Raw genomic sequence first — 25,904 nt, 5'->3', positions numbered from 1 at the left:
CCTTCCCTGCCGCGGCGGGGGAAGCAATCATAGGAATGGGAAAACGGAACGGAGGGCATTCTACCCGATGAAGCGGATCGTTGTATCGGGGTACTACGGCGCAAAGAACGCGGGCGATGAAGCCATGCTCGCGGCGATGCTCGAGGTACTCGCGGATTTGGACCCGGAACTTCATATCACCGTCATCACCGCCGACCCTGCTGACACCGAGCGCCGGCACGGCGTGCACGCTGTCGGCTCCTTTGACATGGGCGGCATCCTCGGTGCACTGCGCCGCGCCGACCTCCTCATCAGCGGCGGCGGCAGCCTCCTGCAGAACGTCACAAGTCGTCGCAGCCTCTACTACTACATGGGCATCATCCTGCTTGCCCTCCTCCTCGGGAAAAAGGTCATGCTGTATGCACAGGGCATTGGCCCTGTCACGGGGCGTTTTGCCTGCCACTGCATGCGCTGGCTCGGCAACCGCGTCTCCCTCATCACCGTGCGTGACGAGGGCTCGATGGCGGAGCTGCGCCGCCTCGGCATCACGCGCCCGCCGATGGAGTGCACGGCGGATCCCGTACTCGGCATCCATCCCGTCGGCCGTGAGGCGGGGCGCGCCATCCTCAGCAGCTGCGGCGCAGATGGGGCAAAGCCCGTTGTCGGCATCTCCGTGCGCGACTGGCAGGGCTGGCAGCACTACAAGGAAATCCTCGCCGAGATCAGCGATGCTGTTGTACGCGAACTCGGCGCGCGCGTCATCTTCCTGCCCATGCAGTACCCCGAGGATGTAAAGACGGCAAAGACCGTTGCCGCATGGACGCAGGAGGAGTGCACCGTCCTCGCGGATGAGTACAGTACGAGTGAGCTGCTCTCCCTCGTCGCCAACATGGATCTCATGATTGGCGTGCGTCTGCACGCCCTCATCTTTGCGGGCGTCATGGGCGTTCCCATGATCGGCATCTCATATGATCCGAAGGTTGATCGCTTCCTCCGCTCCATCGGCGAGAAGCCCGTCAACGATCTGCAGGACATTACGACTGCGAGTGTGCTCAAGGAAGTCCGCCGTAAATGGGCGGCGCGTCACGAATTCACGGCGGCGAACGCCGATCTCCTCACACAGATGCGGGGACTCGCGGCGCGCAACGCAGAGCTCGCGATGGGGCTTGTGCGGAAAAAATTGTAATTTCTCGTTGCATTTTCTTCTTGTCAATCAATACAATCGTTGCTATAATTAAAACAGAAAGAAACGTCCTATGACGGCATCTTTCCAAAGTCGCTAAGTTATGATCTATAACCGCTCATTTGTGGGAATGGGCGGTTACTTTTTTGTTATCGCGAGAATGTAGCCTGTGGCAACGATCAAAAAAAGAATCGCTCCAATCTCAGACATATCCGCTCACCCCCCTTCGGGGGAAAGACACCGCCGCGGGAATTTCTCCCGCCCAAGGACGTTTCATCTGTATTATACCCTGTGGTGCAAAAAATACAAACGCATTTTCCATAGAAAAAGCCGTCTCCATGCAAGGGGGCGGCTTTTCTCACACGTTTCTTTATTCCTCAATCGTCACCTGTGTACCAACGCCGATCTGTGACTTCAACGTGAGGAGATCGCTGTTGTGCATGTGGATGCAGGCGCTGCGGGCTGTGCCTGTTGTGCGGCGGGGGCGGCGTTCTGCTGCTGAGCGGTGGCCTGCCCCTGCGTCTGTGCGGGTGCAGGGGCGCTCTCTGTCGTTTGCTGCGAAGTGGCGGGCTCATCATCCGTCAGCTTGTCGATCACCTTGGTGGCGGGATTCGCGCAGCCCGCCGTGGAGAGCAGGAGGGCGATGAGTCCGATGGAGAGGATGGGACGCATGGGGACAGCGCCTTTCTTTTTGCAGAGGAAATTTCTTCCTATAGCATAACGTGGTTCAGAATTGTCTGTATAGTTTGCGGATCGGAAAATAAGGGAGCACCCCTCGCAAAATTTTCTTGCCAATTCCCTCATCCTCTGATACAATATGTTCTGCTACAACGATATACTAAACACAACATATAGTGTTTTACAAAGGAGTTCAAAACATGACAGTGACAACGGTGACGAAGCGCGCGGGGCATGCCGTGCCCTATGATCGTGCGAAGATCCGCAATGCAATCGCGGCGGCGAGCAAGGAGTACGTCCATCCGATGACGGCGCTCGAGATCGACGCGGTGACGACGGCAGTTGAGGAGGCGTTCGGTGCACGCACGGAGATCAGCGTCGAGGAGATTCAGGATCTCGTCGAGAAGCAGCTGCTCGCGCACGGCCATTACGACATCGCGCGCCGCTACATCACGTATCGCCAGCGCCATGCGCAGCGCCGTCTTGCGCAGAAGCACCTCATGGCGAGCTACCGCGACATCTTCTTCGCGGACTCCGTCGACTCGGACCTCAAGCGCGACAACGCGAACATCAACACGGACGCGTCCATGGGCATCATGCTGAAGCTCGGCGCGGAGGGCGCGAAGCACTTCGTCGACAACTACGTCCTCGACGAGCGCTATGCGACCGCTGACCGCGAGAACTTCATCCACATCCACGACAAGGACTTCTCGCTCATCACGTTCAACTGTTGCCAGATCGACCTGCTGAAACTCTTCCGCGGCGGCTTCTCCACGGGACACGGATTCCTGCGCGAGCCGAACTCCATCCGCGCGTACGCGAGCCTCGCGTGCATTGCGATCCAGTCGAACCAGAACGATATGTTCGGCGGGCAGAGCATCAACGCGTTTGACTACGCAATGGCGGACGGCGTGAAGAAGTCCTTCCGCAAGGCGATTGTCGAGGAGGCATGGAAGGCGCTGCTCTACCGCCTTGGGCGCGGCCATTTCACACATGAGGCGTTCAAGAAAGCACTGCGTGCAGAGCTCGACTTTGCCGTCTGCGTCTATGCAGAGAAGCAGGATGATGAGCGCGCGGAGAAGGCGCGTGCCGAACTCCTGCGCGCGCTGAACGTTGTCTACAGCGCCGCGTTCGAGACGCCTGTGGCACAGGAACTCGAGGCGGATGCACACACCGTCTATCAGCTTGCGTGCGAGAGCGTCGAGGAGGAGACCCATCAGGCGATGGAGGCGCTCATCCACAATTTCAACACGCTCCACTCGCGCGCGGGCGCACAGGTGCCGTTCAGCTCGATCAACTACGGCATGGACACCTCGCCCGAGGGACGCCTCGTCATCCGCGAGGTGCTCAGCGCCATCTGGCAGGGGCTCGGCAACGGCGAGACGGCAATCTTCCCGATCTCCGTCTTCCAGCTCAAGGCGGGCGTCAACTACAACCCCGAGGATCCGAACTATGACCTCTTCATCGAGTCCTGCCGCGTCAGTGCGCGCCGCCTGTTCCCGAACTACGTCAACCTCGACGCGCCGTACAACCTCCAGTACTACAAGCCTGGCGACTACAACAGCTGCGTCGCGACCATGGGCTGCCGCACGCGCGTCATGAGCAACGTCAACGGTCCCGAGCAGTCGGGCAGCCGCGGCAACTTCTCCTTTACGACGATCAATTTGCCGAAGCTTGCGCTCGAGGCGAAGGGCGACCTCGATAAATTCTGGGAGCTCTACGATTACTACATCGAGCTGTGTCATGACTACCTCCTCGACCGATTGAAGATCATCGAGGAGAAGCACGTCTACAACTATCCGTTCCTCATGGGACAGGGTGTGTGGCTCGACAGCGAGAAGGCGAACCCCGTCGACTCCATCAAGGATCTCCTCAAGCACGCATCCTTCTCCATCGGATTCTGCGGGCTTGCCGAGTGCCTGGTCGTCCTCACGGGCAAGCACCACGGCGAGAGCGCGGCAGCGCAGGAGCTCGGGCTCAAGATCGTCGGACACATGAGGGAGTGTACCGATGCGTACACCGAGGCGGAGCACCGCAACTGGTCGACCTTCGGCACGCCGGCGGAGAGCACAGCGGGACAGTTCCAGCGTGCAAACAAGAAGGCGTACGGCATCATCCCCGGCGTCACCGACCGCTCCTACATGACGAACTCCAGTCATGTCCCCGTCTACTACGACATCAGCGCGTACGACAAGATCTGCATCGAGGCACCGTACCACGCGCTTGAGAACGCGGGGCACATCGCCTACATCGAGATGGACGGCGACCCGTCGAAGAACGTCAAGGCGTTCGAGAAGGTCGTGCGCGCCATGCACGATGCGGACATGGGCTACTTCTCCATTAACCACCCCGTCGACCGCGACCCCGTCTGCGGCTATACGGGTCTCATCGAGAACGAGTGTCCGCACTGCCACCGCAAGGAGCATACCTTCGGCACCATGACCGTGCCGCGCATGAAGGACTAAAGAGAAATAGAGAGAGCACGCCGCAAACATCGCGTTTGAGGAGTGCTCTTTTTTCTGCTACAATAACAAATAAAGGTGGGATTGCAGTGAATGAAAAGCAATGGCAAACCTATGATATGACGGTGAACGGTCTGCCGCAGAAGATCCGCTACAACGCCGATACGGTGGAGGGGCTGTTTCTGCCGCTGCTGCGTCGCCTCACAGAGATGCAGCGGAAAGCGGGACGCTGCATCCTCGTGTTTCTTGCTGCGCCGCCCGCGACGGGCAAATCTACCCTCCTTCAATTTCTCGAGGAGCTGACGCGCACTCGCGCGGCGCTGACACCCGCACAGGCGCTTGGGATGGATGGCTTTCACTACCCGAACAGTTATCTTGCCGCGCATACGATTCTGCGGGACGGCGCGGAGATTCCGCTGAAAAACATCAAGGGTGCGCCCGAGACCTTCGACGTGGCGCTGCTTGCGGAAAAGCTCCGCGCGGCAAAGGAGGGCAGAACGCAGTTCCCCGTCTATGACCGCCGCATTCACGACCCGCGTCCCGATGCGCTTACAGTGGATGCACCCATTCTCCTCGTCGAGGGGAACTGGCTGCTGCTCGATGAGGAGCCGTGGTGCAATCTGCATGCCCTCGCCGACTACACCCTCCGCATCGACGTGTCGCCTGAACTCCTGCGTGACCGTCTCACCGCCCGCAAGGTACAGGGCGGGCTTTCGGTGGAGGACGCGAGAGCGTTCTACGAGAGAAGCGACGCGCCGAATGTCCTGCGCTTCGCGGCGCACGCAGGAGCAGCTGACGAGGTCTGGCGCATGGAGGCAGACGGCGACTTCGTGCGCGGATAGTGCAGAACGATGAAAGGAGGGCTGTCATTGCGGCTGACACAGGAGACCAAACAGACGCAGAGCCTCGTGATGACTGCGCAGCTGCAGCAGGCGATCCGCATCCTGCAGCTGTCGACACCCGAGCTGCAGGAGGAGATTGAGCACGCCTTTCTCGAGAATCCCCTCCTTGAGATGGAGGACGCTGATCCTGTGCAGGAGTCGGCCTCCACGTACGAGGCTGCGGAACGCTCCCTTGCAGAGGAACGGGATTTTTTCGCCGCGCCCTATGATGCTGATGACTTCTATGAGGCGGAGACTGCGCACGAGCAGCGGGAGCTCTCTGCGCCGGTTGCCCTCGCGCTCGAGGAGGAGCTCCTGCGCGAGGTGGATGTCCGCTTTGCCGACCGCGCGGAGAAGGCGATCGCCGTCTTCCTTGTCGGTTCGCTCGATGAGCGCGGCTATCTCGTTGTGCCGCTCGCCGAGGCGGCACGTGCGATAGGTGTGGATGAGGCAGAGGTCGAGCGCGTCCTCGGCATCTTGCAGAGCTTTGAGCCGGCGGGCATCGGTGCACGTGACCTCACTGAGTGCATGCGCCTGCAGGCAGAGCGGGCAGGCATCTATGAGGGGCTGCTGCGCAGCGTGATTGAGCGGCATCTGCGCACCGTTGCGGACGGACGTTATCGTGCGATTGCACGCGCGGAGGGCGCGACACTTGCCGACGTGCAGACGGCTGTCGACATCCTGCGGACGTTCTCGCCCAAGCCCGGCAGTGCCTATGGGAAGGAGGCGCCCGCTTACATCCGCCCCGATGTGCGGCTTACGGTGACAGACGGACGATTTGAGATCGCTGTCTGCAACGAGCAGCTGCCGCGCCTACGCGTCTCCCGTCTCTATCGGAATACGGCGGAGATGGATGCGGAGACGCGCGACTACATCGCACAGCGCATCTATGCGGCACGCGCACTCATCCGCAGCATCGGGCAGCGGGGCGAGACCCTGCGCCGCGTTGCGGAGGAGCTTGTGCGGCGGCAGACGGATTTCGTCCTGCATGGGACAGGGGCACTGCGACCGCTCACAATGCAGACCGTTGCGGATGCCCTATCCATGCACGAGTCCACTGTCAGCCGCGCCGTCGCGCATAAATACATCGATTTGCCGCGCGGCCTTGTTCCGCTGCGGGACTTCTTCTCCGCAGCGGTCGGTACAGAGGAGAACGGGGCGCTCAGCGCAGATGCGGTGCGCGCGACAATTCGCACGATCATCGCGGCGGAGGACGCGCACGCCCCGCTCTCGGACGCGCGCATTGCGGAGCTGCTCGCCGCACGCGGCATCGCGGCGGCGCGCCGTACTGTGATGAAGTACCGTGAACAGCTCGGTATCCCCTCCTCGGCAAAGCGGCGGAGATATTGAGCAATGCATAGAAAGATGATGAGAGGTGGCTAACTTGCAGGCACAGGTTCTCGTTGTCGCGCCGATTTCGCGGCTTGCGGAGGAAGTGCGGCGCGTGATCGCGGAGCAATTTCGAGGACAGGAGGAACGTTTCACCGTGGTCGAGGCGGATCTGCGCGAGGCGGAGGCACTCGTGGCGCGCGGCGGCGCAGAGGGCTATGAAGTCGTTGTGAGCCGTGGCGGCACGGCTGAGCTCCTGGAACGGCTTTTGGATATACCCGTCGTGCACATACAGGTGTCACTTACGGACATCCTGCGTGCTGTCCGCACGGTGGAGACAACGGGGGCGGTACGGCATGTTGGAGTTTCCGGCTTTCCAAACATGATCTACGGCTGTACCGAACTCTCTGATCTCCTGCCAATCGAGGTGATGCCGATCGAGATCCACAGTGCGGAGGAAGCTGAGGAAAAACTGCGTGCCGGGGTATCGGCAGGGGTAGATGTGATTGTTGGTGATGCAGTCTCAGTGCGCATTGCACACTCATGTGGCATGTGTGCGACGGCGATTGACTCGGGGCTGCAGGCAATCCATCAAGCACTCGGTGCTGCCTCTCTTATTGCCTTTGCGCGCGGACAGGACGAGTTGAAAACGAATCTCCTGCGTGGTGTCGTAGATAAGTCGCAGGACGGTATCGTCGCGGTGAATGCGGCGGGGGAGATCACACTCTTCAACCCTGAAGCGGAGCGGATCTTTCAGCGGGCGCGCTATGAGGTCATGGGACGGAGACTGACGGCACTCTGCGCAGACATTGCACGTCCGCAGCACACACATGAGGAACGTATTGTGCACCTCCATCAAAAGCAATACATTGTCAAGCGCACGCCTGTTACGGTGCGCGGTGCAGCCTACGGGAGCATCTATCGCGTGCAGAGCATCTCGGAGGTGCAGCGGATCGAGCGCGCGATCCGCAAGAAACTTGCAGATCGCGCGCTTGTTGCGAAATGGCACATGGAGGACATCGAGGGTGTTTCAGCCTCCTGTCAGACGATGAAGCATAAGGCGGAGAAATACGCGCGGACGGATTCGACCGTGCTCATCACGGGCGAATCAGGCACGGGAAAGGAGATGCTTGCGCAGGGCATCCACAATCGCAGCCGGCGCAAAGCGCGGCCCTTTCTTGCCGTCAACTGTGCGGCACTGCCCGAAAACCTCCTTGAGTCGGAGCTCTTCGGCTATGTGGAGGGAGCCTTTACAGGCGCGCGCAAGGGCGGCCGGCAGGGGCTTTTCGAGCTGGCACACGGCGGCACGATTTTTCTCGACGAGATCGGCGAGATGCCGGAACTCCTCCAGACCCGACTACTGCGCGTCCTGCAGGAGCGTGAGGTTATGCCGATCGGCGGAGAGAGCATTGTACCCATCGACGTGCGTGTCATTGCGGCGACGAATCAGAATCTCGCCCGCATGGTAGAAGCGGGGACGTTTCGCAGTGACCTATACTACCGCCTGAACATTCTGCGCATCCACATGCCCGCGCTCGCCGAACGCCGTGCCGACATTCCGCTTCTGGTACGGAGCCTCATGCGGCGTCTTGCCCATCTGAACGGGGAGATAACGGGCATCTCGGACGAAGCCGTTGAGCTCCTTTGCATACGTCCATGGCCGGGCAACATCCGCCAGCTACAGAACATGATGGAGCGTCTTATGCTGCTTGCAGACGGGACGGAGATCACAGCGGCAGATGTGCGGCGAGCGGAGGAGGATGACCGCGAGGAGCTGTCCGGTACACAGCCGCATACGGAAGAAGAGGGCGATGTCCTGCAACGCATTCTTGCGGAGGAGCATTACAATCTCAGTCGTGCGGCAAAGCGTCTGGGCGTCCATCGTACAACCTTGTGGCGGCGCATGAAAAATATGAAATAGCGCGTGACGCAACAAAGTGTTGCAAAAAGCAACAAGCGCAGAGAGATGTTGGAAATGAAGCAGGGAAACAAGCATGTTTCTCTGCTTTGTTTTTTTGAGGAAATACGTGGAGATGAGCACCTTTTTTGGAATACAGGGACTGCTTGGCACGGTTCTTGCATTGTTTATGAGCAGAGACAAAATAGGATGGAAAAAGGTGATGAAATGATCAAACTGGCAGTCATAGCGGATGATCTGACCGGTGCCAACGATACGGCGCTCCAGTTTGCCAAACGAAATATTCGCGCCTCCGTCAAGATGGATCTCACGCACGGCATGGGGGAGGGCATGGAGGCAGAGGGGGTTGTCGTTGCCGATTCGGACAGCCGTGATCTCGATGCGGCGGCGGCATATGAGAAGGTGCACATGATCTGCTCTCGTATACGTGAGCTGCGGCCGCAGAGTGTGTTCAAGAAGATTGACTCGACGCTGCGCGGCAATATCGGGGCGGAGATTCGGGCGGCAGCGGACGTATTTGCACCCGATCTCGTCATCATTGCACCTGCCTACCCGCGCATTCGGCGCACAACATTGGGCGGGCATCACCTGATGGACGGTGTCCCCCTTGATCTTACGGAGATCGCCCATGCGCCGAAAACACCCGTGCGGGAGTCCTATATCCCCTCCATTCTCGCAAGGCAGGCATCGGATATTCCAATCGGTGTGCTTGACTATCAGACGGTGCGTACGGGAGCAGCAGAAATCGCGGCGGAGCTCAGGCGGCTGCGCGGGAAAGGCATACGTTGGATCGTCTCAGACATCGTCGAGGAGCGAAACTTTGCCGATCTCATGGAGGCGCTTCGGGATGTGTGCAATATCCTCTGGGTTGGGTCTGCAGGTCTTGCCGATCATCTTCCTGCGTTTTACGGCTGGACCGGGACGGCTCGCCATGAGACGGCACGGCGTACGGGGGCGGTCATCGTCTGCGCGGGCAGTGTGAGCCATACGACGCAGGCGCAGGTTCGGCGGCTCAAGGAAACGGCGGATGTGGCAGAGCTGCGGATTGATGTCGAGCGAGCGCTCACAGATGCGGATGCACCGGCGCATTACGCTCATATGTTGGGCGATCTGCTGCATACGGGGCGCGACACGCTCATTACCTCGGCGCAGACGGATGCAGAGGTGCGACAGGCGGTCGCAGCAGGAAAGGCATACGGGCTCTCAGGCAAGGAAGTCAGCGAGCGGATCGCCCAACTCTTTGCCGATGTGCTTGGACGAACCAATCTGAATGAGGTCGCGGGACTTGTGTTGACGGGCGGAGACACGGCAGTGCATATCTGTCGGGCACTCGGCGTTCACAGCATCGATATCCTGCGCGAGATCGAGCCGGGCGTTCCGCTCGGTATCCTGCGGGGGCAGGGTGCGGCATCCGTCTTTGTCGTGACAAAGGCGGGGGCGTTCGGGGAGGTGGAGACCTTCGTGCGAGCGGTTCATACGATTCGGAATTTGTAAGAATGAGGGAGGAAACTATGTTGCGTCCGATTCTTGGAATCACAATGGGCGATGCGGCAGGGGTCGGACCCGAGGTCATCGTCAAGGCACTCGCGGATGCGGAAATATACCGTATCGCTCGCCCGCTCGTCTACGGGGATGCGAAGATGATGGAACGCGCCGTGCATATTGTCGGCGCAAAGGTACACTGTCATGCGGTGGAGAGGCCTGCAGACGGGCACTATGAGGAGGGGACAATCGACGTTGTCGATCTTGCGAACCTCCCCGCTGACCTCCCCTTTGCACAGGTGGATGGACGTGCGGGACGCGCGGCGTACGAGTATATCGAGCGCGCCTGCGCGGATGCGATGCAGCGCTCGATTCATGCGATTGTCACCGCGCCGCTGAATAAGGAGGCACTCCATCTCGGCGGTCTGAACTATCCGGGACATACGGAGATCCTCGGCAGCCTCATGGGACAGACGAAATACTCCATGATGCTCACGAGCCCAAAGCTGCGCGTCATCCACGTGACCACACACATCGCGCTGCATGACGTGCCGGGCAGGGTGAAGAAGGAGCGGATCGCCGATGTGATTGCACTCGCGCAGGAGACCCTGCAGCTGATGGGGATTGAGCAACCCCGCATTGCTGTCGCGGGGCTCAACCCGCACTGCGGTGAGGGCGGGCTCTTTGGCGATGAGGACGACCGCGAGATCGTGCCTGCCGTCCGTGAGGCACAGGCAAAGGGATGGAACGTTACGGGACCTGTGCCGCCCGACAGCGTTTTCCACCGTGCGGCAAACCTCAATGAGTTCGACATCGTCGTCGTCATGTACCACGATCAGGGGCACATCCCAATCAAGGTGCTCGGCTTTGACAGCGGCGTCAACGTCACCGTCGGTCTCCCATGCATCCGTACCTCGGTCGACCACGGCACGGCGTTCCCCGTCGCGGGCACGGGCAAGGCGAGCGAGAACAGCATGTGTGAGGCGCTGAAACTGGCGGCGCAGATGGCAAAGGTGAAGTTTGCAAACGAACTTGCAGAATAGGAGAGATGATGATGTTTGAAGCAAAGGGACTCATTACCCCTGTTGTCACGGCGCTGACCGCAGATGAGAAATTCAACCCCTCCGTGTATGCGGAGTTCATCGACCGCCTGATTGCAGCGGGCGTAGACGGTATCTTCCCACTCGGCACGAACGGCGAATTCTATGCGTTCTCGCAGGAGGAGAAACTCGAGATCATCCGCGCGGCGGTGCAGGCGGTCAACGGGCGCGTACCTGTCTACGCGGGTACGGGCTGTGTGACGACAAAGGAGACCATCGAATTTTCAAAGCGCGTGGAGGATCTGGGGGTCGACTGCCTCTCCGTCATCACGCCGTATTTCGTCGCTGCCTCGCAGGATGAGCTCTACGAGCATTTCAGTGCGGTGGCAGCGGCGGTACAGCTGCCTGTCCTGCTTTACAACATTCCCGCACGTGCGGGCAACAGCATTGCGCCCGCAACGGTGAAACGTCTGCTTGTACACAAGAATATCATCGGCATCAAGGACTCGAGCGGCAACTTTGACAACACGCTGAAGTATATCGAGAACACGGAGCCGGATGTGCAGGTGCTCGCGGGCAGCGACTCGCTCATCCTGTGGACGCTCATGGCGGGCGGCACAGGCGCGATCTCGGGCTGCTCGAACGTCTTCCCCGAGCTCATGGTCAGCATCTACGACCTCTGGGCGAGCGGTGACATCGCAGCGGCAAACGAGGCGCAGAAGAAAATCCGCGCATTCCGCAACGTCATGCAGATGGGCAACCCGAACTCCGTTGTGAAATGCGCGGTCAATATGCGCGGCACGCCGGTCGGCCCCGCGCGTCAGCCGTCGAACTGCACGGACCCGAAGATTCTAAAGGCACTCGAGGAAGTGCTGAAACTCTACTGAGGGGGTGAACATATGGAGAAGAAGGTAAAGATCGTCATCTCGCATCGCCTGCATGATGCAGGAATGAAGGTGCTCGAGGACGCGGGCGTGGACATCGTCATCACGGACTCGGGTGAGCCGAAGGATATGCTGCCGGAACTGCGTGACGCGGACGGTGTCATCATCCGCATCGGCTCGATTGATCGCGTGACCATGGAGCAGTGCCCGAACCTCAAGGCGATCGGGCGTCCCGGTGTCGGCGTCGACGATGTGGACGTCACGGCGGCAACGGAGCTCGGCATCCCCGTCGTCATCGCGCCGGGGGCGAATACACGCTCCGTCGCCGAGCATGCGATGGCGATGATGTTCGCCTGTGCGAAGGATCTCATTCGCAGCGACCGCGAGATGCGCAAGGGGAACTTTGCGATTCGCAGCTCCTACAAGGCGTATGAGCTGAGGGGGCGGACCCTCGGACTCATCGGCTCGGGTGCCATCGGCAGCGTGTTTGCGGAGATGGCGGCGGGCATCGGCATGAAGGTGCTCGTCTACGATCCCTATGTACCCGCAGAGCGGATCGAGGCGCGCGGCTACGGCTACCGCACGGAGATGGAGGACATTCTCAGAGAGGCTGACGTTGTATCCATCCATACGCCGCTCACAGAGGCGACGCGCAATATGATCGGCGAGGCGCAGCTGCGCATGATGAAGAGCGACGGCATCCTGATCAACTGTGCGCGCGGCGGCATCGTGGACGAGGAGGCGCTCGGGCGTGCGCTCGATGAGAACTGGATCCACAGCGCGGGCACGGATGTCGTCGTACACGAGCCGATCGATCCAAACGATCCAATCTTCGCGCACGACAACATCGTCGTCTCGCCGCACATGGCGGGGCAGACGCGCGAGGCGGCAGTCGGCGTTGCAACACTCGCCGCAGAGGGCGTCCTCGCCGTGATCCGCGGGGAGAAATGGGCGAAGGTCTGCAATCCAAAGGCATACGAGCATGCGCGGTGGAATGCGTGATGAGGAGGTAATTCCATGAATGCACATCAGATTACAGTACCGGCTGTTATTTACGCCGGTGAGGGAAGTATTGAAAAGCTCCGCGACATCATCCGCAGGGAGCATGCAAAGAACATTCTTGTGTTCACGGACAAGGGGATTCGCAGCTTTGGCCTGAGTGCAGGCATTGAGAAAATCTGCGCAGAGGAGGGGACGCTGAAGATCGTGGATGATCTCACGGCGGAGCCTGCCGTCAGCGACATCGAACGCGTCCTGCGCGAGGTGGCGGCAGACCGTCCCGATCTCATCGTCGGACTTGGCGGCGGCAGCGTCATGGACGCGGCGAAGCTCGCGAGCATCCTCATCGGCGCGGATTACACGCTGCGCGACCTGCTCTCCGATGCCACGCGCGCACAGAAGCAGGTGAAGAGCGTCATGGTTCCGACCACCTGCGGCACAGGCTCGGAGGCGACCTGCAACGCTATCGTCGCAATTCCCGAGGAGGAGTCAAAGAAGGGCATTGTCAACAACTGTATGATCTCGGACTACGTCATCCTCGACGTGCAGATGATTGCAAAGCTGCCGCCGAAGATTATCGCGGCAACGGGCGTTGACGCGCTCGCACACTGCGTAGAGTGCTACACCTCGAAGAAGGCGACCATGCTCAGCGACCCGTACGCGAAGGAGGGCGCACGCAAGATCTTCCACAATATCCGCAGAGCGTTTTCTACGGCAGGTGATCTCGCGGCAAAGCAGGAGATGCTGCTCGGGGCATACTATGGCGGCATCGCCATTACGGGCTCGGGTACGACGGCGGTGCACGCACTGTCCTATCCACTTGGCGGCAAGTACCACATTGCACACGGCGTTTCAAACGCCATCCTCTTTGCGCACGTCATGGAGTTCAACAAGGATGCGTGTGCAGAGCGTCTTGCAGAGCTCTGCGATGCCGTGTTCCCCGAACTCGCGGGAAAGAGTGTGGAGGAGAAGGCGGATTATATCATTGCTGAGATTGCCGCAATCGTACGCGATACTGAGATCCCGACAAGCCTTGAGGAATTTGGCGTACAGCCCGAGGACATCGACTTCCTCGTCACGGCGGGCAGTCAGCAGACGCGTCTTCTCGTCAACAACTGCAAGGAACTGTCTCTTGACGATATACGGTATATCTACAAGAAAGTTCTGTAAGGAGTGAGCGAACATGAAGGATTTGCTGACCGGCATCGTTGCCGCCGCGTTCTCCGCGTTCTATCTCATGCAGACATCCGGGATCAAGGTGTTCGGCGGAGCGACGGCCGGAGTGACGGCGCAGACAGTTCCGCGTCTCTGGGGCGTTGCGATGCTCGTCCTGAGTATCCTTCTCATTCTGCGCAGTATTCTCGCTATGCGGAAGAAGAGTGAACAGGATGAGGAGGCGCGTCTTGGATTTCTTGCACGGCTCAAGGAGCGACGCGAGGTCGTATGTACCTTTTGCCTGCTGATTCTCTACGCGGCACTTATGAAGCTTGTCGGATTCATTATCATGAGTATCTTGTACGTCTATCTGCAGGTTTGGGTGCTCACACCGCCCGAGAAGCGAACGAAGCGGATGCACACGATTGCGGGCGGACTTGCCGTATTCTTTTCCGTCAGTCTCTACTTTGTCTTTACAAAGTATCTGATGGTTATGCTGCCCCCAGGCATATTGAAGTGAGAGGAGGACACGATTATGGATCTTTCACTGCTCGTTCAGGGGACGATGAGTGTCCTCGCTGACCCGATTACCCTCGTTTTCATCGTCATCGGCGTATTCGTCGGTATCATCTTCGGCGCGGTGCCCGGGCTCACAGCGACCCTTGCGGTCATCATGTTTCTCCCCGTCACATATACGATGACTTCGGTGCAGGGGCTTTCGACCCTCATTGCGCTCTACGTGGGCGGCATCTCGGGCGGACTCGTTGCGGCGATTCTGCTCAACATCCCTGGTACACCGTCCTCCATTGCGACCACCTTCGACGGTGCGCCGCTCGCGGCGAAGGGGGAGGCAGGTAAGGCGCTCGGTGTCGGCGTCGTCTTCTCCTTTGTCGGGACAATCTTCGGCCTTATCATGCTCGTTACGATCTCTCCGGCACTCGCGAGTGTCGCGATCCAGTTTGGTGCGTTTGAGTACTGCGCTGTGGCGGCATGTGCGCTTGCACTCGTCATCAGCCTTGCGGGACGCGACCTCGTAAAGGGGTTGATGGGCGCATTCTTTGGGCTGATGATTGCAACGGTAGGGCTTTCCCCCGTCGACTCCATGAAGCGGTTTACCTTTGGCGTGGGAGAACTGACCTCGGGCTTCGCTCTGCTTACCATCCTCATCGGGCTCTTTGCCATCACGGAGGTCGCAAAGGCTGCGGAGGATGTCCGCAAGAAACAGGATATGCGCGTCGAGACCAATGTCAAGATCAAGGGGTTCGGATTTACCCTCGCGGAGTTCTTCGGTCAGAAGTGGAATGCGTTGCGCTCCTCTGTCATCGGCTGCATTATCGGCATCCTGCCGGGCATCGGCGGCGCGATTTCGGGGATGCTCGCCTACACGGCGGCGAAGAATCAATCGAAGTACCCTGAGAAGTACGGTACGGGTATCATCGACGGCATCGTTGCTTCGGAGACGGCGAACAACGCGGGCATCGGCGGCGCACTCATCCCGCTCCTGACGCTCGGAATCCCGGGCGATGCGGTCACGGCGATCCTGCTTGGCGGACTCATGGTACACAACATCGCGCCGGGGCCACTGATCTTCGAGAAAAGCGGCGTCGTCATGTACGGATTATTTGTCGCGCTCTTTATTTCGGCGATTGTGATGCTTTTCATCGAACTCTTCGGCATCCGTATCTTCATTCGCGTGCTGACCGTGCCAAAACAGTATCTCCTGCCGATCATCATGGTGCTCTGTGCCATCGGTGCATTCGGCAACAGCAACCGCATCTTTGACGTATACTGCATCATGGCGTTCGGCCTCATCGGTTACGGCATGGTAAAGGTCGGGATTCCGAGCGTGCCCGTCATCATGGGGATCATTCTCGGTCCCATATTTGAGATGAACTTCCGGCGCGTTGCTCAGCTGCAAGTCTCCGGTGAGGGGCTGCTCGATCATCCAATCGCGGCATTTCTGACCCTCGTGGCAGTTGCAGCGCTCATCTTCTCCTTCGTCATGAACCGACGTGAGGCGAAGAAGCTGGCGCAGGTCGAGGCCGCAGCGGCAGAGAAGTGATTTTTTAGAGAAAGAGGAGAAGAACATGAAAATGAAGAAATGGCTCTCGATGATCGCGCTTGGAACGTGCATGGCGTTCGCAGCGGGCTGCGGCGGAGGCGATGACGGCACGAAGAAGGATGCCTCCGCCTACCCGGACAAGCCGATCAACCTCATCGTTACGCATGGAGCAGGCGGCGATACAGACTATAACGCACGCCTATTGGCGCGTCTCCTCGAGAAGGAACTCGGGCAGTCTGTCGTGCCGAACAACGTAACGGGCGCGAACGGCTCTATCGCGCTTGAGCAGAACAAGGACGGCGACAAGGACGGCTATACGATCATTGCGACGAACTCAGCGGCTCTTCTCGGCAACAAGGCAACGGGGCTCTCGGATTTCAGCTTTGAGGCGTTTGAACCGGTGGCGCTCTATGGCAAGCAGGCGGGCGAGAACATCGTCGTGCGTGCGGATTCGCCGTACAATAGCCTTGAGGAGCTCGTAAATGCCTCCAAGGCGGCACCGGGCACGATCAAGTACGGTGTTTCGATGGGCGGCGGCGTCTACATCGCCTCCGTTATCATGGATAAGGAAGTCGGTGCGAAGTTCAATGTCGTCGATACGGGTGATGCGTCGAATCGTCTGACGGCGCTGCTCGGCGGTCACGTTGACGCGACCTCCATCCCGTACAGTGCCGCAAAGGAGTACATCGAGAGCGGACAGCTCCGCAGCCTCGGTACTCTCCTCTCCGAGCGTTCGAAGCTCCTGCCGGATATCCCGTCCGCGAGCGAGACCTATAAGAATCTCTCCGTCGACACCTTCTACGTTATCCTCGCGCCGAAGGGAACCGATCCCGCGATCGTTGCGAAACTGAATGCTGCAATTCAGAAGGTTGTCAAGGAGAATCCCGAGTACAAGACCGAGGTCGAGAAGATGAACTTCCAAGCACCGTGGGTGCTCGGCGTCGACGAGACCAAGGCGGAGCTCCAGAAACAGCTCGATCACTTCATGGCATTCGAGCAGTATTTGAAGTAAAACGGATATACGAAAAAGAGGGGCTGTTGCACGAAGTCGTTTTGACTCGTGCAACAGCCCCTCTTTTTATATCTTTACGGTTGAAATGAAACAGTTTATAATGACAAAGACGATTCTCTAACGGTATTATACAGAACCAAGTTCCTTCGAAGAGGGGTATGTATGAAAAATCAGCAAAAAAGCAGGGATGCGGAATCCATACGAAAAGAAATGCTGGTAATACTTGCGGGAGAGGATCGAAAAAATCCTTTCACGGACGAGGAGCTTGCAGTAAAACTTGGCATTCGCCGCGAACGGGTCGTCCTGCTGCGCAGGGAAGCGAACATTGCAAGCTATCGTCTGCGCCGCAATGACGCCATCCTTGACGATGTGCGTCGGATTTTGCAGGCGGAGCCACACTTATCGGAACGAGCCTTCTCCGCCGCCTTGCAGGACGCCGGATACAGAGTTTCACGCTATGCCGCGGCCTCGATTCGAAGGGAGCTTACAAAGACAAAAGACGTGTCTTCTGAGGAGATCGGGGCACGCGAGCCGACGGACATATCTTCGCCATCTGCTTCCGAACAGGAGGATTCAAAGGCGTTCCGAAGCATGATTGGGCAGGAGAAAGGGCTGCAAGTCCAGATCAATCAAGCGAAAGCCGCGATTCTCTATCCGCCGAATGGGCTTCATACCCTGATCACTGGATCCTCCGGCGTCGGCAAGAGCTATTTGGCAAAGCGTATGTATGCCTTTGCGAAGGAACAACACGTGATCGAGGCAGACGCAAAATTTATCGTGTTTAATTGTGCGGACTACGCGGACAATCCTCAGCTCCTGCTATCACAGCTTTTCGGCTATCGCAAAGGAGCGTTTAGTGGGGCAGCATCGGATAAGCCGGGGCTGATAGAGTCGGCGGATCATGGGATTTTGTTTTTGGATGAGGTACATCGCCTTCCAAGTGAGGGACAAGAAATCCTGTTCTCGATACTGGACAAAGGGGAATTTCGTCGGCTTGGCGATACGCGAAGCATCAAGGTCAATGTCCGTATTATTGCTGCCACAACGGAAAATATCGAGTCCTCTCTGCTGCTGACGTTCCGCAGAAGAATCCCCATGATGATCGACCTGCCCGCGCTGTCGGAGCGCCCCATAGCGGAGCGCTATGCCATGGTGCGACGATTCTTTCTTGCAGAGGCGGTTCAGACGCAGCGGGTGATCCGCGTCGATGAGAAGGTGCTGCGATATCTGCTGCGATACCCGTGCCCCGGAAATATCGGACAGCTTCTCAGCGACATCCGCGTCGCATGTGCGAATGCCTTTCTGCGGTCTGTATCGAAGGGCCGGGAGGAGGTCACCGTTCGCATCAGTAATCTGGCAAAGTATGATGCGCTCGCCCGTATCTCGAAAAAACAGGATGAAGAAATCAAGGCATACGTACAACAGCCGCTCATCATCGACAAAGCAGCGCAGGGTGACCTCCCCGCCGTTTCCAAACAACTCGACACGATCTATCACACGATCGAGGGCGATGTGTTGGAACTGCGGCGCATTGGTCTGGACAGCGCGAAGATCAATGAAATTTTGCAGCGCAAAATCAAAGAGAAGATCAAGGAATATGTGTGGCCAAAGGAGAGCATGCATCAAACGATGGAGGATCTCTGCTCCATTATGGATGCCCGTATGGTGAGAGTTGTACGCGAGGCCGTTGAAAAAGCGCGCGTCTATCTCCCGGATCTTCAGCAGAATCTCTACTATTTTTTGGCAATTCACCTGAGTACCTTTACGGATCGAATGAACCGCGGCGTTTATTGGAAACTCGCCTTGGATGTACATGATATCAGCACGCGCTATCAGCGTGAGTATGAGGTCGCGTGCATCCTCGCGCGCGATATCGGGGAGAAACTGGATCTGGATCTGCCGCCGGAGGAGATCGGCATGATGGCGATGTATCTCTATACATTCTCGCATGCAGATGTGCAGGAAGAGCCGCAGGTTCGTGTGATCGTCCTGAGTCATGGCCGCGTTGCGTCGGCGATGGCGGAGGTCGCGAATCGCCTGTTGAACATGAACTATGCCATCGGGATAGATATGGACTTCAGCGAATCGCAGGAAAATATGCTTGAGAAGGTCATCCAAGTCATCGAGGAGGTCGATGCGGGTAAGGGCTGTCTGCTGCTGGTCGATATTGGTTCGCTGACGACGCTGGCCGAGCGCGTCACAGCGCGGACGGGCATTCAGACAGCGTGTGTGGATCGGGTAGACACGGCGATGGTACTGGAGGCGGTACGGCGTGCGGCACTCACCACAGTCAGTCTGGATGAAATCGCGGGAGCCCTGCGCATGGATAAATTCGGCGGACAGGAGAGCACAGCCACCCGTCGGCTTCCTGCATTGCTGTTCGTCTGCATCACGGGAGAAGGAACAGCACGGCGCTTGCTCGAATACATTGTTCAAGGCAGCGAAGGGCGTCTCTTGCAGGGGGTTCAGACATTTACGATTGGTACATTGGACGCCGCACACATGAAAACGGAGATCGCTAAAATCAGAAGCTCCTATCGGGTTTTGGCATCGGTCGGCAATATGAAGCCGATTGGAACGAGAGCACCGTTTATCTCCGCACAGGAGATCTTTTCAGGCAATGGTATGGCACGCCTGCATCAGATCTTGGAGGAGGAGATCGATGGTTCGGCATCTTTGGCGGATGTTGTTGATGAACGCTGCATTGTATGCAGCCTGAGGCTTTCGGATAAGACCCAGATCATCGATCATCTCGCAGGCCTCTTGCAGGCACAGGGGGCTGTAGATACGGAGTTTCTGCTAAGCGCCTATAAGAGAGAAAGCACTGGAGCGACCTATCTGAGCGGAGGCATCGGGATCCCGCATGGCAGCGCAGAGTTTGTTCATCGTCCGGCAATTGCGGTGGCCAGTTTGGAACGGCCGGTTCTGTGGGAACATAATTTTATGGTTGATTTAGTGTTCCTTCTGGCACTGCGCGAAAATGATCAAAAATATATCGACGCATTTTATCACATCATTACGGATAAAAAGGATTTACAGCATCTGAAAGAGGCTGCATCGCCCGGTGAGATATATGCAATCTTAGCAAAAAAACAAAATTAGCCGTTTTTTGGCATAGTTTTTGCGAATTAAAATAGGTGCAAGCATTTGCATCTATTTTTTTATGGAGGTCCCTCGATGAAACAATCTGTGGAGGAGTTTTCGAAGATCACAGCCATCCTGCGCGGCTATGACTACGCGCAGGTGGAGACTGCCGTCGCGGTATTGTGCGGAAGCGTGATCTCGGCAGTAGAGATTACGCTCAATCATCCGGATGCCAAAGATATCATCCGCCGCATCGTCGACAAGTTTGGCGATCGCATTGCCGTCGGTGCCGGCACCGTGTTGTCGGCAGAGGATCTTCAGGATGTCGTCGAAGCAGGCGTTGATTTTGTTCTGGCACCGAGCTTGTTTTCACGTGATATGCTGGACTATTGCAGACATCACCAAGTCATCAGCGTTCCTGGGGCGCTTTCGCCGAGTGAGGTTCATCAATGCGTGAAGGATGGCGCAGATATCATCAAAATCTTTCCCGCCGGAACCGTAGGGAGCAAATATTTTCAAGATATTCAGGCGCCATTCGGGCCACTTCCGCTCATGGCAGTAGGCGGCATTCATGCAGGGAATATCGCAGAATATCTCCATGTGGGGGCTTCCTATGTCGGCATTGCGTCAGGTCTGTTCCGCAAGGAGGATATTGCGGGAGGGAATATCGCCGGCATGCAGCGGTCATTGGAGGAGTTTGCAATGCAAATGGAAGGAGTTGACGGATGACCATGTTGAAGGGCTTTCATGAGGGTATGATCATGCGTATCTCAACGCAGGGGAAGAGCAAGCAGGAGGTGCTGACAGAGCTTGCAGATCATCTGCAGGCGACAGGCTATGTGAAAGAGAGCTATGCAGACGGCATCTTAAAGCGGGAGGAGATCTATCCGACCGGACTGTCCACAGGGCAGATCAATGTTGCGGTTCCGCATACAGACTGTGCACATGTGAATCAGGATGCCATTGCCGTAGGACTTCTGGATGATCCTGTGATCTTTCAAGCGATGGACGATCCCGGTCGTGATGTTCCCGTTTCCATTATCATCATGCTGGCATTGAAAGAAGCACACGGTCAGATTGACATGCTTCAAAAGGTGATTGCTCTGGTCAAGCAGCAGAATGATTTGAAGCGCATGCTCACCAGTGTCGATACCAAGGACGCCTATCAGGTGATAGCGCACTATCTCGGCTAGTCGCCAGAGGGCAGTAAGATATACGTACAGTAAAGGAGCAAAAAAATGAAGAGAGTACTCGTTGCATGTGGAAATGGCATCGCCACCTCAACCGTCGTGGCATCAAAGATTCGCGAAGCGTGCGAGGACGTCGGGCTGGATGTATCGGTAAATCAGTGCAAGCTTCTGGAAGTTGAGTCAAAGGCGTCGGACTACGATCTCCTCGTGACATCCGGCATGTTTACGGGTGGGGATGTGAACATTCCTGTGGTCAGTGCGATCGCCCTCTTGACCGGTGTCGGAGAAGAGGAGGCAATGCAGGAAATACTGGATCACCTGAAATAGAAATTCATGGACACTGCATAGAAGGAGGAAGGTTCTAAATGGACTTGGTATATGCTGTATTCAATGCGCTTTTAAGTGCAGGTCCGATTGTTTTGCTTCCCATCATCATCACCATCATCGGGCTGCTCTTTCGTGTTAAACTGCTCAAGGCATTCCGCGCAGGCCTTACCATTGCAATCGGCTTCGCCGGCATCAAGCTCGTCATCAATCTCCTGTCCAGTAACCTTGGTCCCGCTGCTAAGGCAATGGTTGAGAACTTTGGTATTCATCTCGACATCTTGGATGTCGGATGGGGCGCCATTGCGGCGGTAACATGGTCCTCTCCCATCATCCCGCTGCTGATTTTCGGGATATTGCTGACAAATGTTGTTCTCTTGGTATTCAAACTGACGAATACGCTGGATGTAGATATTTGGAACTATCATCACATGGCAATCGTGGGGATTATGGCGTACTTTGTGACGGACAATGTATTCATCGGTCTTGGCGCCTCCGTCATCATGGCGGTCATCTCCTTTAAGCTTGCCGACTGGACGGCGCCGTATGTCGAAAAGTACTTCGGCATTCCGGGTGTATCGCTGCCAACGATGTCAGCACTCTCGTCCGTCGTCATCGCGGCTCCGCTGAACCGCCTGATTGACAAGATCCCCGGCATTAATCAAATTGATTTCTCGGTTAAGGATACGCAAAAGTATCTTGGCTTCTTCGGCGAGCCGATTTTTATGGGGCTGATTCTCGGAAGCGGTATCGGTATTCTCGCCGAATATCCCGTGACCAAGATCTTTGAGCTCGGCGTCAATATGGCGGCTGTCATGATCCTGATTCCGAAGATGACTGCGCTCTTCATGGAGGGACTGATGCCCATCTCGGAGGCTGCCAAAAAGCTGACAAAAGAAAAGTTCAAGGGGCGCAAGTTCCTGATTGGTTTGGACGCTGCTGTGGTCGTTGGAAATTCTACTGTCATTACAACGGCGCTCCTCGTCATACCCCTGACGATCTTTATGGCGGCGATACTTCCCGGCAATCGCGTGCTCCCTTTTGCGGATCTTGCTGTTGTGCCGTTCCGCGTTGCGATGGTCGTTGCGCTCTGCCGTGGAAATCTGTTCCGCAGTCTGCTCATCAGTTTGATCTGTATGGCGGCGATTCTGCTCGCCGGCACAGCGACATCTCCTGTTTTGACACAGCTCGCGACGACGACGGGCATCGATCTGTCGGCAAGCGGAGGCATCTCGTCCTTTGCTGCAACGAGCCTGACAGTCAGCTATCTGGTCTATACGGCGTTTACGAGCAACCCTATGGTCTGTGTTCCACTCCTGTTCGCCGTGCTCATCGGTGTTTGGGTCTATGTGGAAAAACGTATGAAACGTGTGGCACAGGAAGCTGAGGCCGAAAAGTCTGCATAACGCGAGGAGGAATCCACGATGAAAATTAGTTCATTTGAAATCTACCGTGTAAAACCCCGATGGATTTTCATCAAGCTGGTGACGGATGAGGGCATCGAGGGGTGGGGTGAAATGATCTCCGGCACAAAGACGGAGACCGTTGTTGCCGGGGCAAAAGAAATGGCTGAGTCCCTTATTGGCCGCGATGCCTTTGCCATCGAAACACTGTGGCAGGAACTGTATAAATCGTTCTTCCGCGGAGGTCCCATCAATGCGACAATTGTTTCCGGAATCGAAATGGCGTTGTGGGATATTAAGGGGAAGGCGCTGAATGTTCCCGTCTATGAACTCTTGGGCGGGCGCGCACGTGACCGGATCAAGGTCTATTCGTGGATTGGCGGTGATCGCCCCGACGATGTGGTGCGCGAGGCTATTGACCGCAAGAACCGTGGTTTTGATGCCGTGAAAATGAATGCGACAGAGGAACTGCACTATATCGACTCCTATGAAAAGGTGCAGGCTGTCGTCGACCGCGTTGCCTCGATACGCAAGGAGCTTGGAGCAGGATTCGGTATTGCCGTCGATTTTCATGGGCGCGTACACAAACCGATGGCAAAAGTTCTGGCGGCGGCGTTGGAACCCTACCACCTCATGTTTTTGGAGGAGGTTGTTCTTCCGGAGAACGAAGAAGCGTTCCGTGAGGTTGCACAACATGTCGCAACACCTCTTGCAACCGGTGAACGACTTTGCGGTCGTTGGGCGTACAAGAATCTTTTCTGCGCCGGTATTATCGACATCATTCAGCCGGATGTCGCATTGGCGGGTGGCATCTTGGAAACGCGCAAGATCATTGCGACGGCAGAATCGTTCGATATGGCGGCGGCGCCGCATGCACCCTATGGCCCGATCGCACTCGCGGCGACACTTCAGATCGACGCCTGTTCCCCCAATGTCTTCATCCAAGAGCAAAGTCTTGGAATCCACTACAACAAGGGCTTTGACCTCTTGGACTTCGTTGAGGATAAGGAAGTATTCCAATATAAGGACGGCTTTGTCGACCTTCCGACATTGCCGGGCCTTGGGCTGGTTATCAACGAAGAACTGGTTAAAAAAGTATCCGCAGAGGGGCTTGTCTGGACGAATCCGAAATGGAAGAATTATGACGGCACACATGCGGAGTGGTGATGTCGCATTTGACGTGCTCTGATCTGTGGAACTGTTCGTCACGCGAAAAATCCCCTGCGGTAACCGGCCGCAGGGGATTTCTTTCTTTGGTTGTCAATGACCATCGTTGACTTCTACGAACACTATACCACACTTTTCAGCATTTTTCAAGTGCTTTCTCATCCCGCCGCTGCATTCTCAATAATCGGTGCGGCGCCCTTTGTGATGCACTCCTTCGTCACGGTGACGCGGCGCGGGGCGCTCTCACGCGGGATATCGAACATAACATCGAGCATGACCTCTTCGATGATGCCCTTGAGGCTGCGTGCGCCCGTTTTACGCTCGATCGCCTTCTTTGCGACGGCGCGCAGGGCGTCCTCGGTGAAGACGAGCTCGACGCCGTCCATCGCGAGCAGCTTCTCATACTGGCGCACGGGGGCGTTGATCGGTTCCGTAAGGATGCGCAGGAGCGCGTCCTCGTCGAGGGTCTCGAGTGTGCAGATGACGGGCAGACGCCCAATGATTTCGGGGATGATGCCGTACTCCATCAAATCCTCGGGGGTTACCTGGTGGATGAGGCGGTCGAACTCCTTTTCGATGTCCTTGCCGCGCACCTCGGCGCCGAAGCCCATCGCGACGTTGCCCTTCCTGAGACGCTTTGCAATCGTCTTCTCGATGCCGACGAACGCACCACCGACGATGAAGAGGATGTTCTTCGTGTCCACCTTGATTGTCGGTGCCTCGGGGTGCTTGCGCTGCCCGCGTGCCGTGAACTCCACGACGCTGCCCTCAAGCATTTTGAGCAGCGCCTGCTGCACGCCCTCATGGCCGGGGTCGGCAGTGATCGAGTTGTTTGCACCCGACTTGCGCGCGATCTTGTCGAACTCGTCGAGGTAGATGATGCCGTGCTCCGCCTTCTCCACGTCCTTGTCCGCCGCATAGTAGAGATTGCGCACGGCGACCTCCACATCCGCGCCGACAAAGCCCGCCTCCGTGAGGCTCGAGGCGTCCGTCACCGCGAACGGCACATCGAGGAGCTTCGAGAGATGCGAGAGGAGCGCTGTCTTGCCGCAGCCCGAGGGGCCGAGCATGATGACATTCGATTTTTCAATCTCTGTGTCCTCAGCCGTGTTCTCGTAGCCGTACTTCATACGCTTGTAGTGGTTGTAGACCGCGACCGCGAGAATTTTCTTCGCACGATCCTGCTTGATAATGTAGTTGTCCAGATATTCCTTGATGAGATGCGGACGTGTCTTTTCGAGCACATCGTCGAGCTGGATACGGAACGAGCTCCGCTCCTCGGAGGAGACCGAGGCGTCATGCTCATCGAGGAAGCGGTTGATCTCGCGCACGCAGTCCTTGCAGATCGCAAAGCCCGTATTCGGATCGTAGATCGGCATATCGTATTGGTCACGCACGTCGATGATGCGCTTGCAGAAACTGCACTGATGTTTCACCGGATTTTTCGGCATTTCTATTTCCTTTCAGGATCTTGTTTATTGATTGTTCTTTGATAAATTCTATCATAGAATAACACAGCCGAACAAAAGAAACAAGCACGGAAACACCAAACACAAGTGGGATATTGTATGGAAGAGAAAATAATCCGCATGAAAAAGCTTAAAAACTTGAAAAAGGGCTTGACGAAAGTTTTGTGGCGTGTTATATTATGACAGTCGCGCCGATGAGAGCT

21 protein-coding genes are annotated in these 25,904 nt (G+C 57.1%); 19 read left to right on the top strand and 2 right to left on the bottom strand.

Annotated features, from left to right (window positions below):
* Positions 1 to 67 precede the first annotated feature (67 nt).
* Positions 68 to 1,165, top strand: a complete 1,098-nt coding sequence (gene csaB, locus HMPREF9163_RS05195; RefSeq protein WP_009440635.1) for a polysaccharide pyruvyl transferase CsaB — start codon at positions 68 to 70, stop codon at positions 1,163 to 1,165.
* A 411-nt stretch (positions 1,166 to 1,576) separates the two neighbouring features.
* Here the strand turns inward: csaB and HMPREF9163_RS05190 are convergent, their stop codons facing one another.
* Positions 1,577 to 1,834, bottom strand: a complete 258-nt coding sequence (locus HMPREF9163_RS05190; RefSeq protein WP_009440633.1) for a hypothetical protein — start codon at positions 1,832 to 1,834, stop codon at positions 1,577 to 1,579.
* 206 nt (positions 1,835 to 2,040) lie between these two features.
* Here HMPREF9163_RS05190 and HMPREF9163_RS05185 point away from each other — a divergent pair, with 206 nt between their 5' ends.
* The 18 genes from HMPREF9163_RS05185 to dgoD all read left to right on the top strand — a co-directional run bounded on the left by HMPREF9163_RS05185 (position 2,041) and on the right by dgoD (position 24,232).
* Complete coding sequence (locus tag HMPREF9163_RS05185) at positions 2,041 to 4,305, top strand: anaerobic ribonucleoside triphosphate reductase (protein WP_009440632.1); 2,265 nt, start codon at positions 2,041 to 2,043, stop codon at positions 4,303 to 4,305.
* A gap of 86 nt (positions 4,306 to 4,391) precedes the next feature.
* Entirely contained in the window at positions 4,392 to 5,144 is a 753-nt protein-coding gene (locus HMPREF9163_RS05180) for a nucleoside/nucleotide kinase family protein (protein ID WP_232296669.1), read from the top strand.
* Between the two features lie 27 nt (positions 5,145 to 5,171).
* Positions 5,172 to 6,533: an RNA polymerase factor sigma-54 gene (gene rpoN, locus HMPREF9163_RS05175; protein WP_157049421.1), complete on the top strand. Its 1,362-nt coding sequence runs from the start codon at positions 5,172 to 5,174 to the stop codon at positions 6,531 to 6,533.
* A gap of 25 nt (positions 6,534 to 6,558) precedes the next feature.
* Positions 6,559 to 8,433, top strand: a complete 1,875-nt coding sequence (locus HMPREF9163_RS05170; RefSeq protein WP_009440629.1) for a sigma 54-interacting transcriptional regulator — start codon at positions 6,559 to 6,561, stop codon at positions 8,431 to 8,433.
* A gap of 204 nt (positions 8,434 to 8,637) precedes the next feature.
* Positions 8,638 to 9,924 carry a four-carbon acid sugar kinase family protein gene (locus tag HMPREF9163_RS05165; RefSeq protein ID WP_037346198.1) on the top strand — a complete coding sequence of 429 codons (1,287 nt, stop codon included), beginning with the start codon at positions 8,638 to 8,640 and terminating at the stop codon, positions 9,922 to 9,924.
* 20 nt (positions 9,925 to 9,944) lie between these two features.
* Positions 9,945 to 10,955, top strand: a complete 1,011-nt coding sequence (gene pdxA / locus HMPREF9163_RS05160) for a 4-hydroxythreonine-4-phosphate dehydrogenase PdxA (RefSeq protein ID WP_037346389.1) — start codon at positions 9,945 to 9,947, stop codon at positions 10,953 to 10,955.
* 11 nt (positions 10,956 to 10,966) lie between these two features.
* Positions 10,967 to 11,839: a 4-hydroxy-tetrahydrodipicolinate synthase gene (gene dapA / locus HMPREF9163_RS05155; RefSeq protein WP_083475862.1), complete on the top strand. Its 873-nt coding sequence runs from the start codon at positions 10,967 to 10,969 to the stop codon at positions 11,837 to 11,839.
* A gap of 12 nt (positions 11,840 to 11,851) precedes the next feature.
* Positions 11,852 to 12,838 carry a hydroxyacid dehydrogenase gene (locus HMPREF9163_RS05150; RefSeq protein WP_009440625.1) on the top strand — a complete coding sequence of 329 codons (987 nt, stop codon included), beginning with the start codon at positions 11,852 to 11,854 and terminating at the stop codon, positions 12,836 to 12,838.
* A 15-nt stretch (positions 12,839 to 12,853) separates the two neighbouring features.
* Entirely contained in the window at positions 12,854 to 14,005 is a 1,152-nt protein-coding gene (locus HMPREF9163_RS05145; RefSeq protein ID WP_009440624.1) for an iron-containing alcohol dehydrogenase, read from the top strand.
* 13 nt (positions 14,006 to 14,018) lie between these two features.
* Positions 14,019 to 14,510, top strand: coding sequence for a tripartite tricarboxylate transporter TctB family protein (locus tag HMPREF9163_RS05140; protein ID WP_009440623.1), 492 nt, complete (start codon positions 14,019 to 14,021; stop codon positions 14,508 to 14,510).
* A 15-nt stretch (positions 14,511 to 14,525) separates the two neighbouring features.
* Entirely contained in the window at positions 14,526 to 16,052 is a 1,527-nt protein-coding gene (locus tag HMPREF9163_RS05135) for a tripartite tricarboxylate transporter permease (RefSeq protein ID WP_009440622.1), read from the top strand.
* A gap of 25 nt (positions 16,053 to 16,077) precedes the next feature.
* Positions 16,078 to 17,064, top strand: coding sequence for a tripartite tricarboxylate transporter substrate binding protein (locus HMPREF9163_RS05130; RefSeq protein ID WP_009440621.1), 987 nt, complete (start codon positions 16,078 to 16,080; stop codon positions 17,062 to 17,064).
* A gap of 162 nt (positions 17,065 to 17,226) precedes the next feature.
* Complete coding sequence (locus HMPREF9163_RS05125) at positions 17,227 to 20,166, top strand: sigma 54-interacting transcriptional regulator (RefSeq protein WP_009440620.1); 2,940 nt, start codon at positions 17,227 to 17,229, stop codon at positions 20,164 to 20,166.
* A 75-nt stretch (positions 20,167 to 20,241) separates the two neighbouring features.
* Positions 20,242 to 20,877, top strand: coding sequence for a bifunctional 4-hydroxy-2-oxoglutarate aldolase/2-dehydro-3-deoxy-phosphogluconate aldolase (locus HMPREF9163_RS05120; RefSeq protein ID WP_009440619.1), 636 nt, complete (start codon positions 20,242 to 20,244; stop codon positions 20,875 to 20,877).
* Positions 20,874 to 21,341 (top strand): PTS sugar transporter subunit IIA, encoded by a 468-nt coding sequence (locus tag HMPREF9163_RS05115; RefSeq protein ID WP_009440618.1) that lies wholly within the window; start codon positions 20,874 to 20,876, stop codon positions 21,339 to 21,341. The genes HMPREF9163_RS05120 and HMPREF9163_RS05115 overlap by 4 nt, the downstream gene beginning before the upstream one ends.
* Before the next feature lie 45 nt (positions 21,342 to 21,386).
* Positions 21,387 to 21,665 (top strand): PTS sugar transporter subunit IIB, encoded by a 279-nt coding sequence (locus HMPREF9163_RS05110; protein ID WP_009440617.1) that lies wholly within the window; start codon positions 21,387 to 21,389, stop codon positions 21,663 to 21,665.
* Between the two features lie 38 nt (positions 21,666 to 21,703).
* On the top strand, positions 21,704 to 23,068 hold the full coding sequence (locus HMPREF9163_RS05105; protein ID WP_009440615.1) for a PTS galactitol transporter subunit IIC: 1,365 nt from the start codon (positions 21,704 to 21,706) through the stop codon (positions 23,066 to 23,068).
* An 18-nt stretch (positions 23,069 to 23,086) separates the two neighbouring features.
* Positions 23,087 to 24,232, top strand: coding sequence for a galactonate dehydratase (dgoD, locus tag HMPREF9163_RS05100; RefSeq protein WP_009440614.1), 1,146 nt, complete (start codon positions 23,087 to 23,089; stop codon positions 24,230 to 24,232).
* A gap of 158 nt (positions 24,233 to 24,390) precedes the next feature.
* Here the strand turns inward: dgoD and clpX are convergent, their stop codons facing one another.
* A complete protein-coding gene (gene clpX / locus HMPREF9163_RS05095) occupies positions 24,391 to 25,683 on the bottom strand; it encodes an ATP-dependent Clp protease ATP-binding subunit ClpX (protein WP_009440613.1) in 1,293 nt (430 codons plus the stop codon).
* Positions 25,684 to 25,904 lie beyond the last annotated feature (221 nt).

The sequence above is a fragment of the Selenomonas sp. oral taxon 138 str. F0429 genome (assembly GCF_000318175.2).
Classification (GTDB): Bacteria; Bacillota; Negativicutes; order Selenomonadales; family Selenomonadaceae; genus Centipeda; species Centipeda timonae.
The sequence above is the reverse complement of the archived record's forward strand: the minus strand, read 5'-3'. Positions and strand labels throughout refer to the sequence as shown.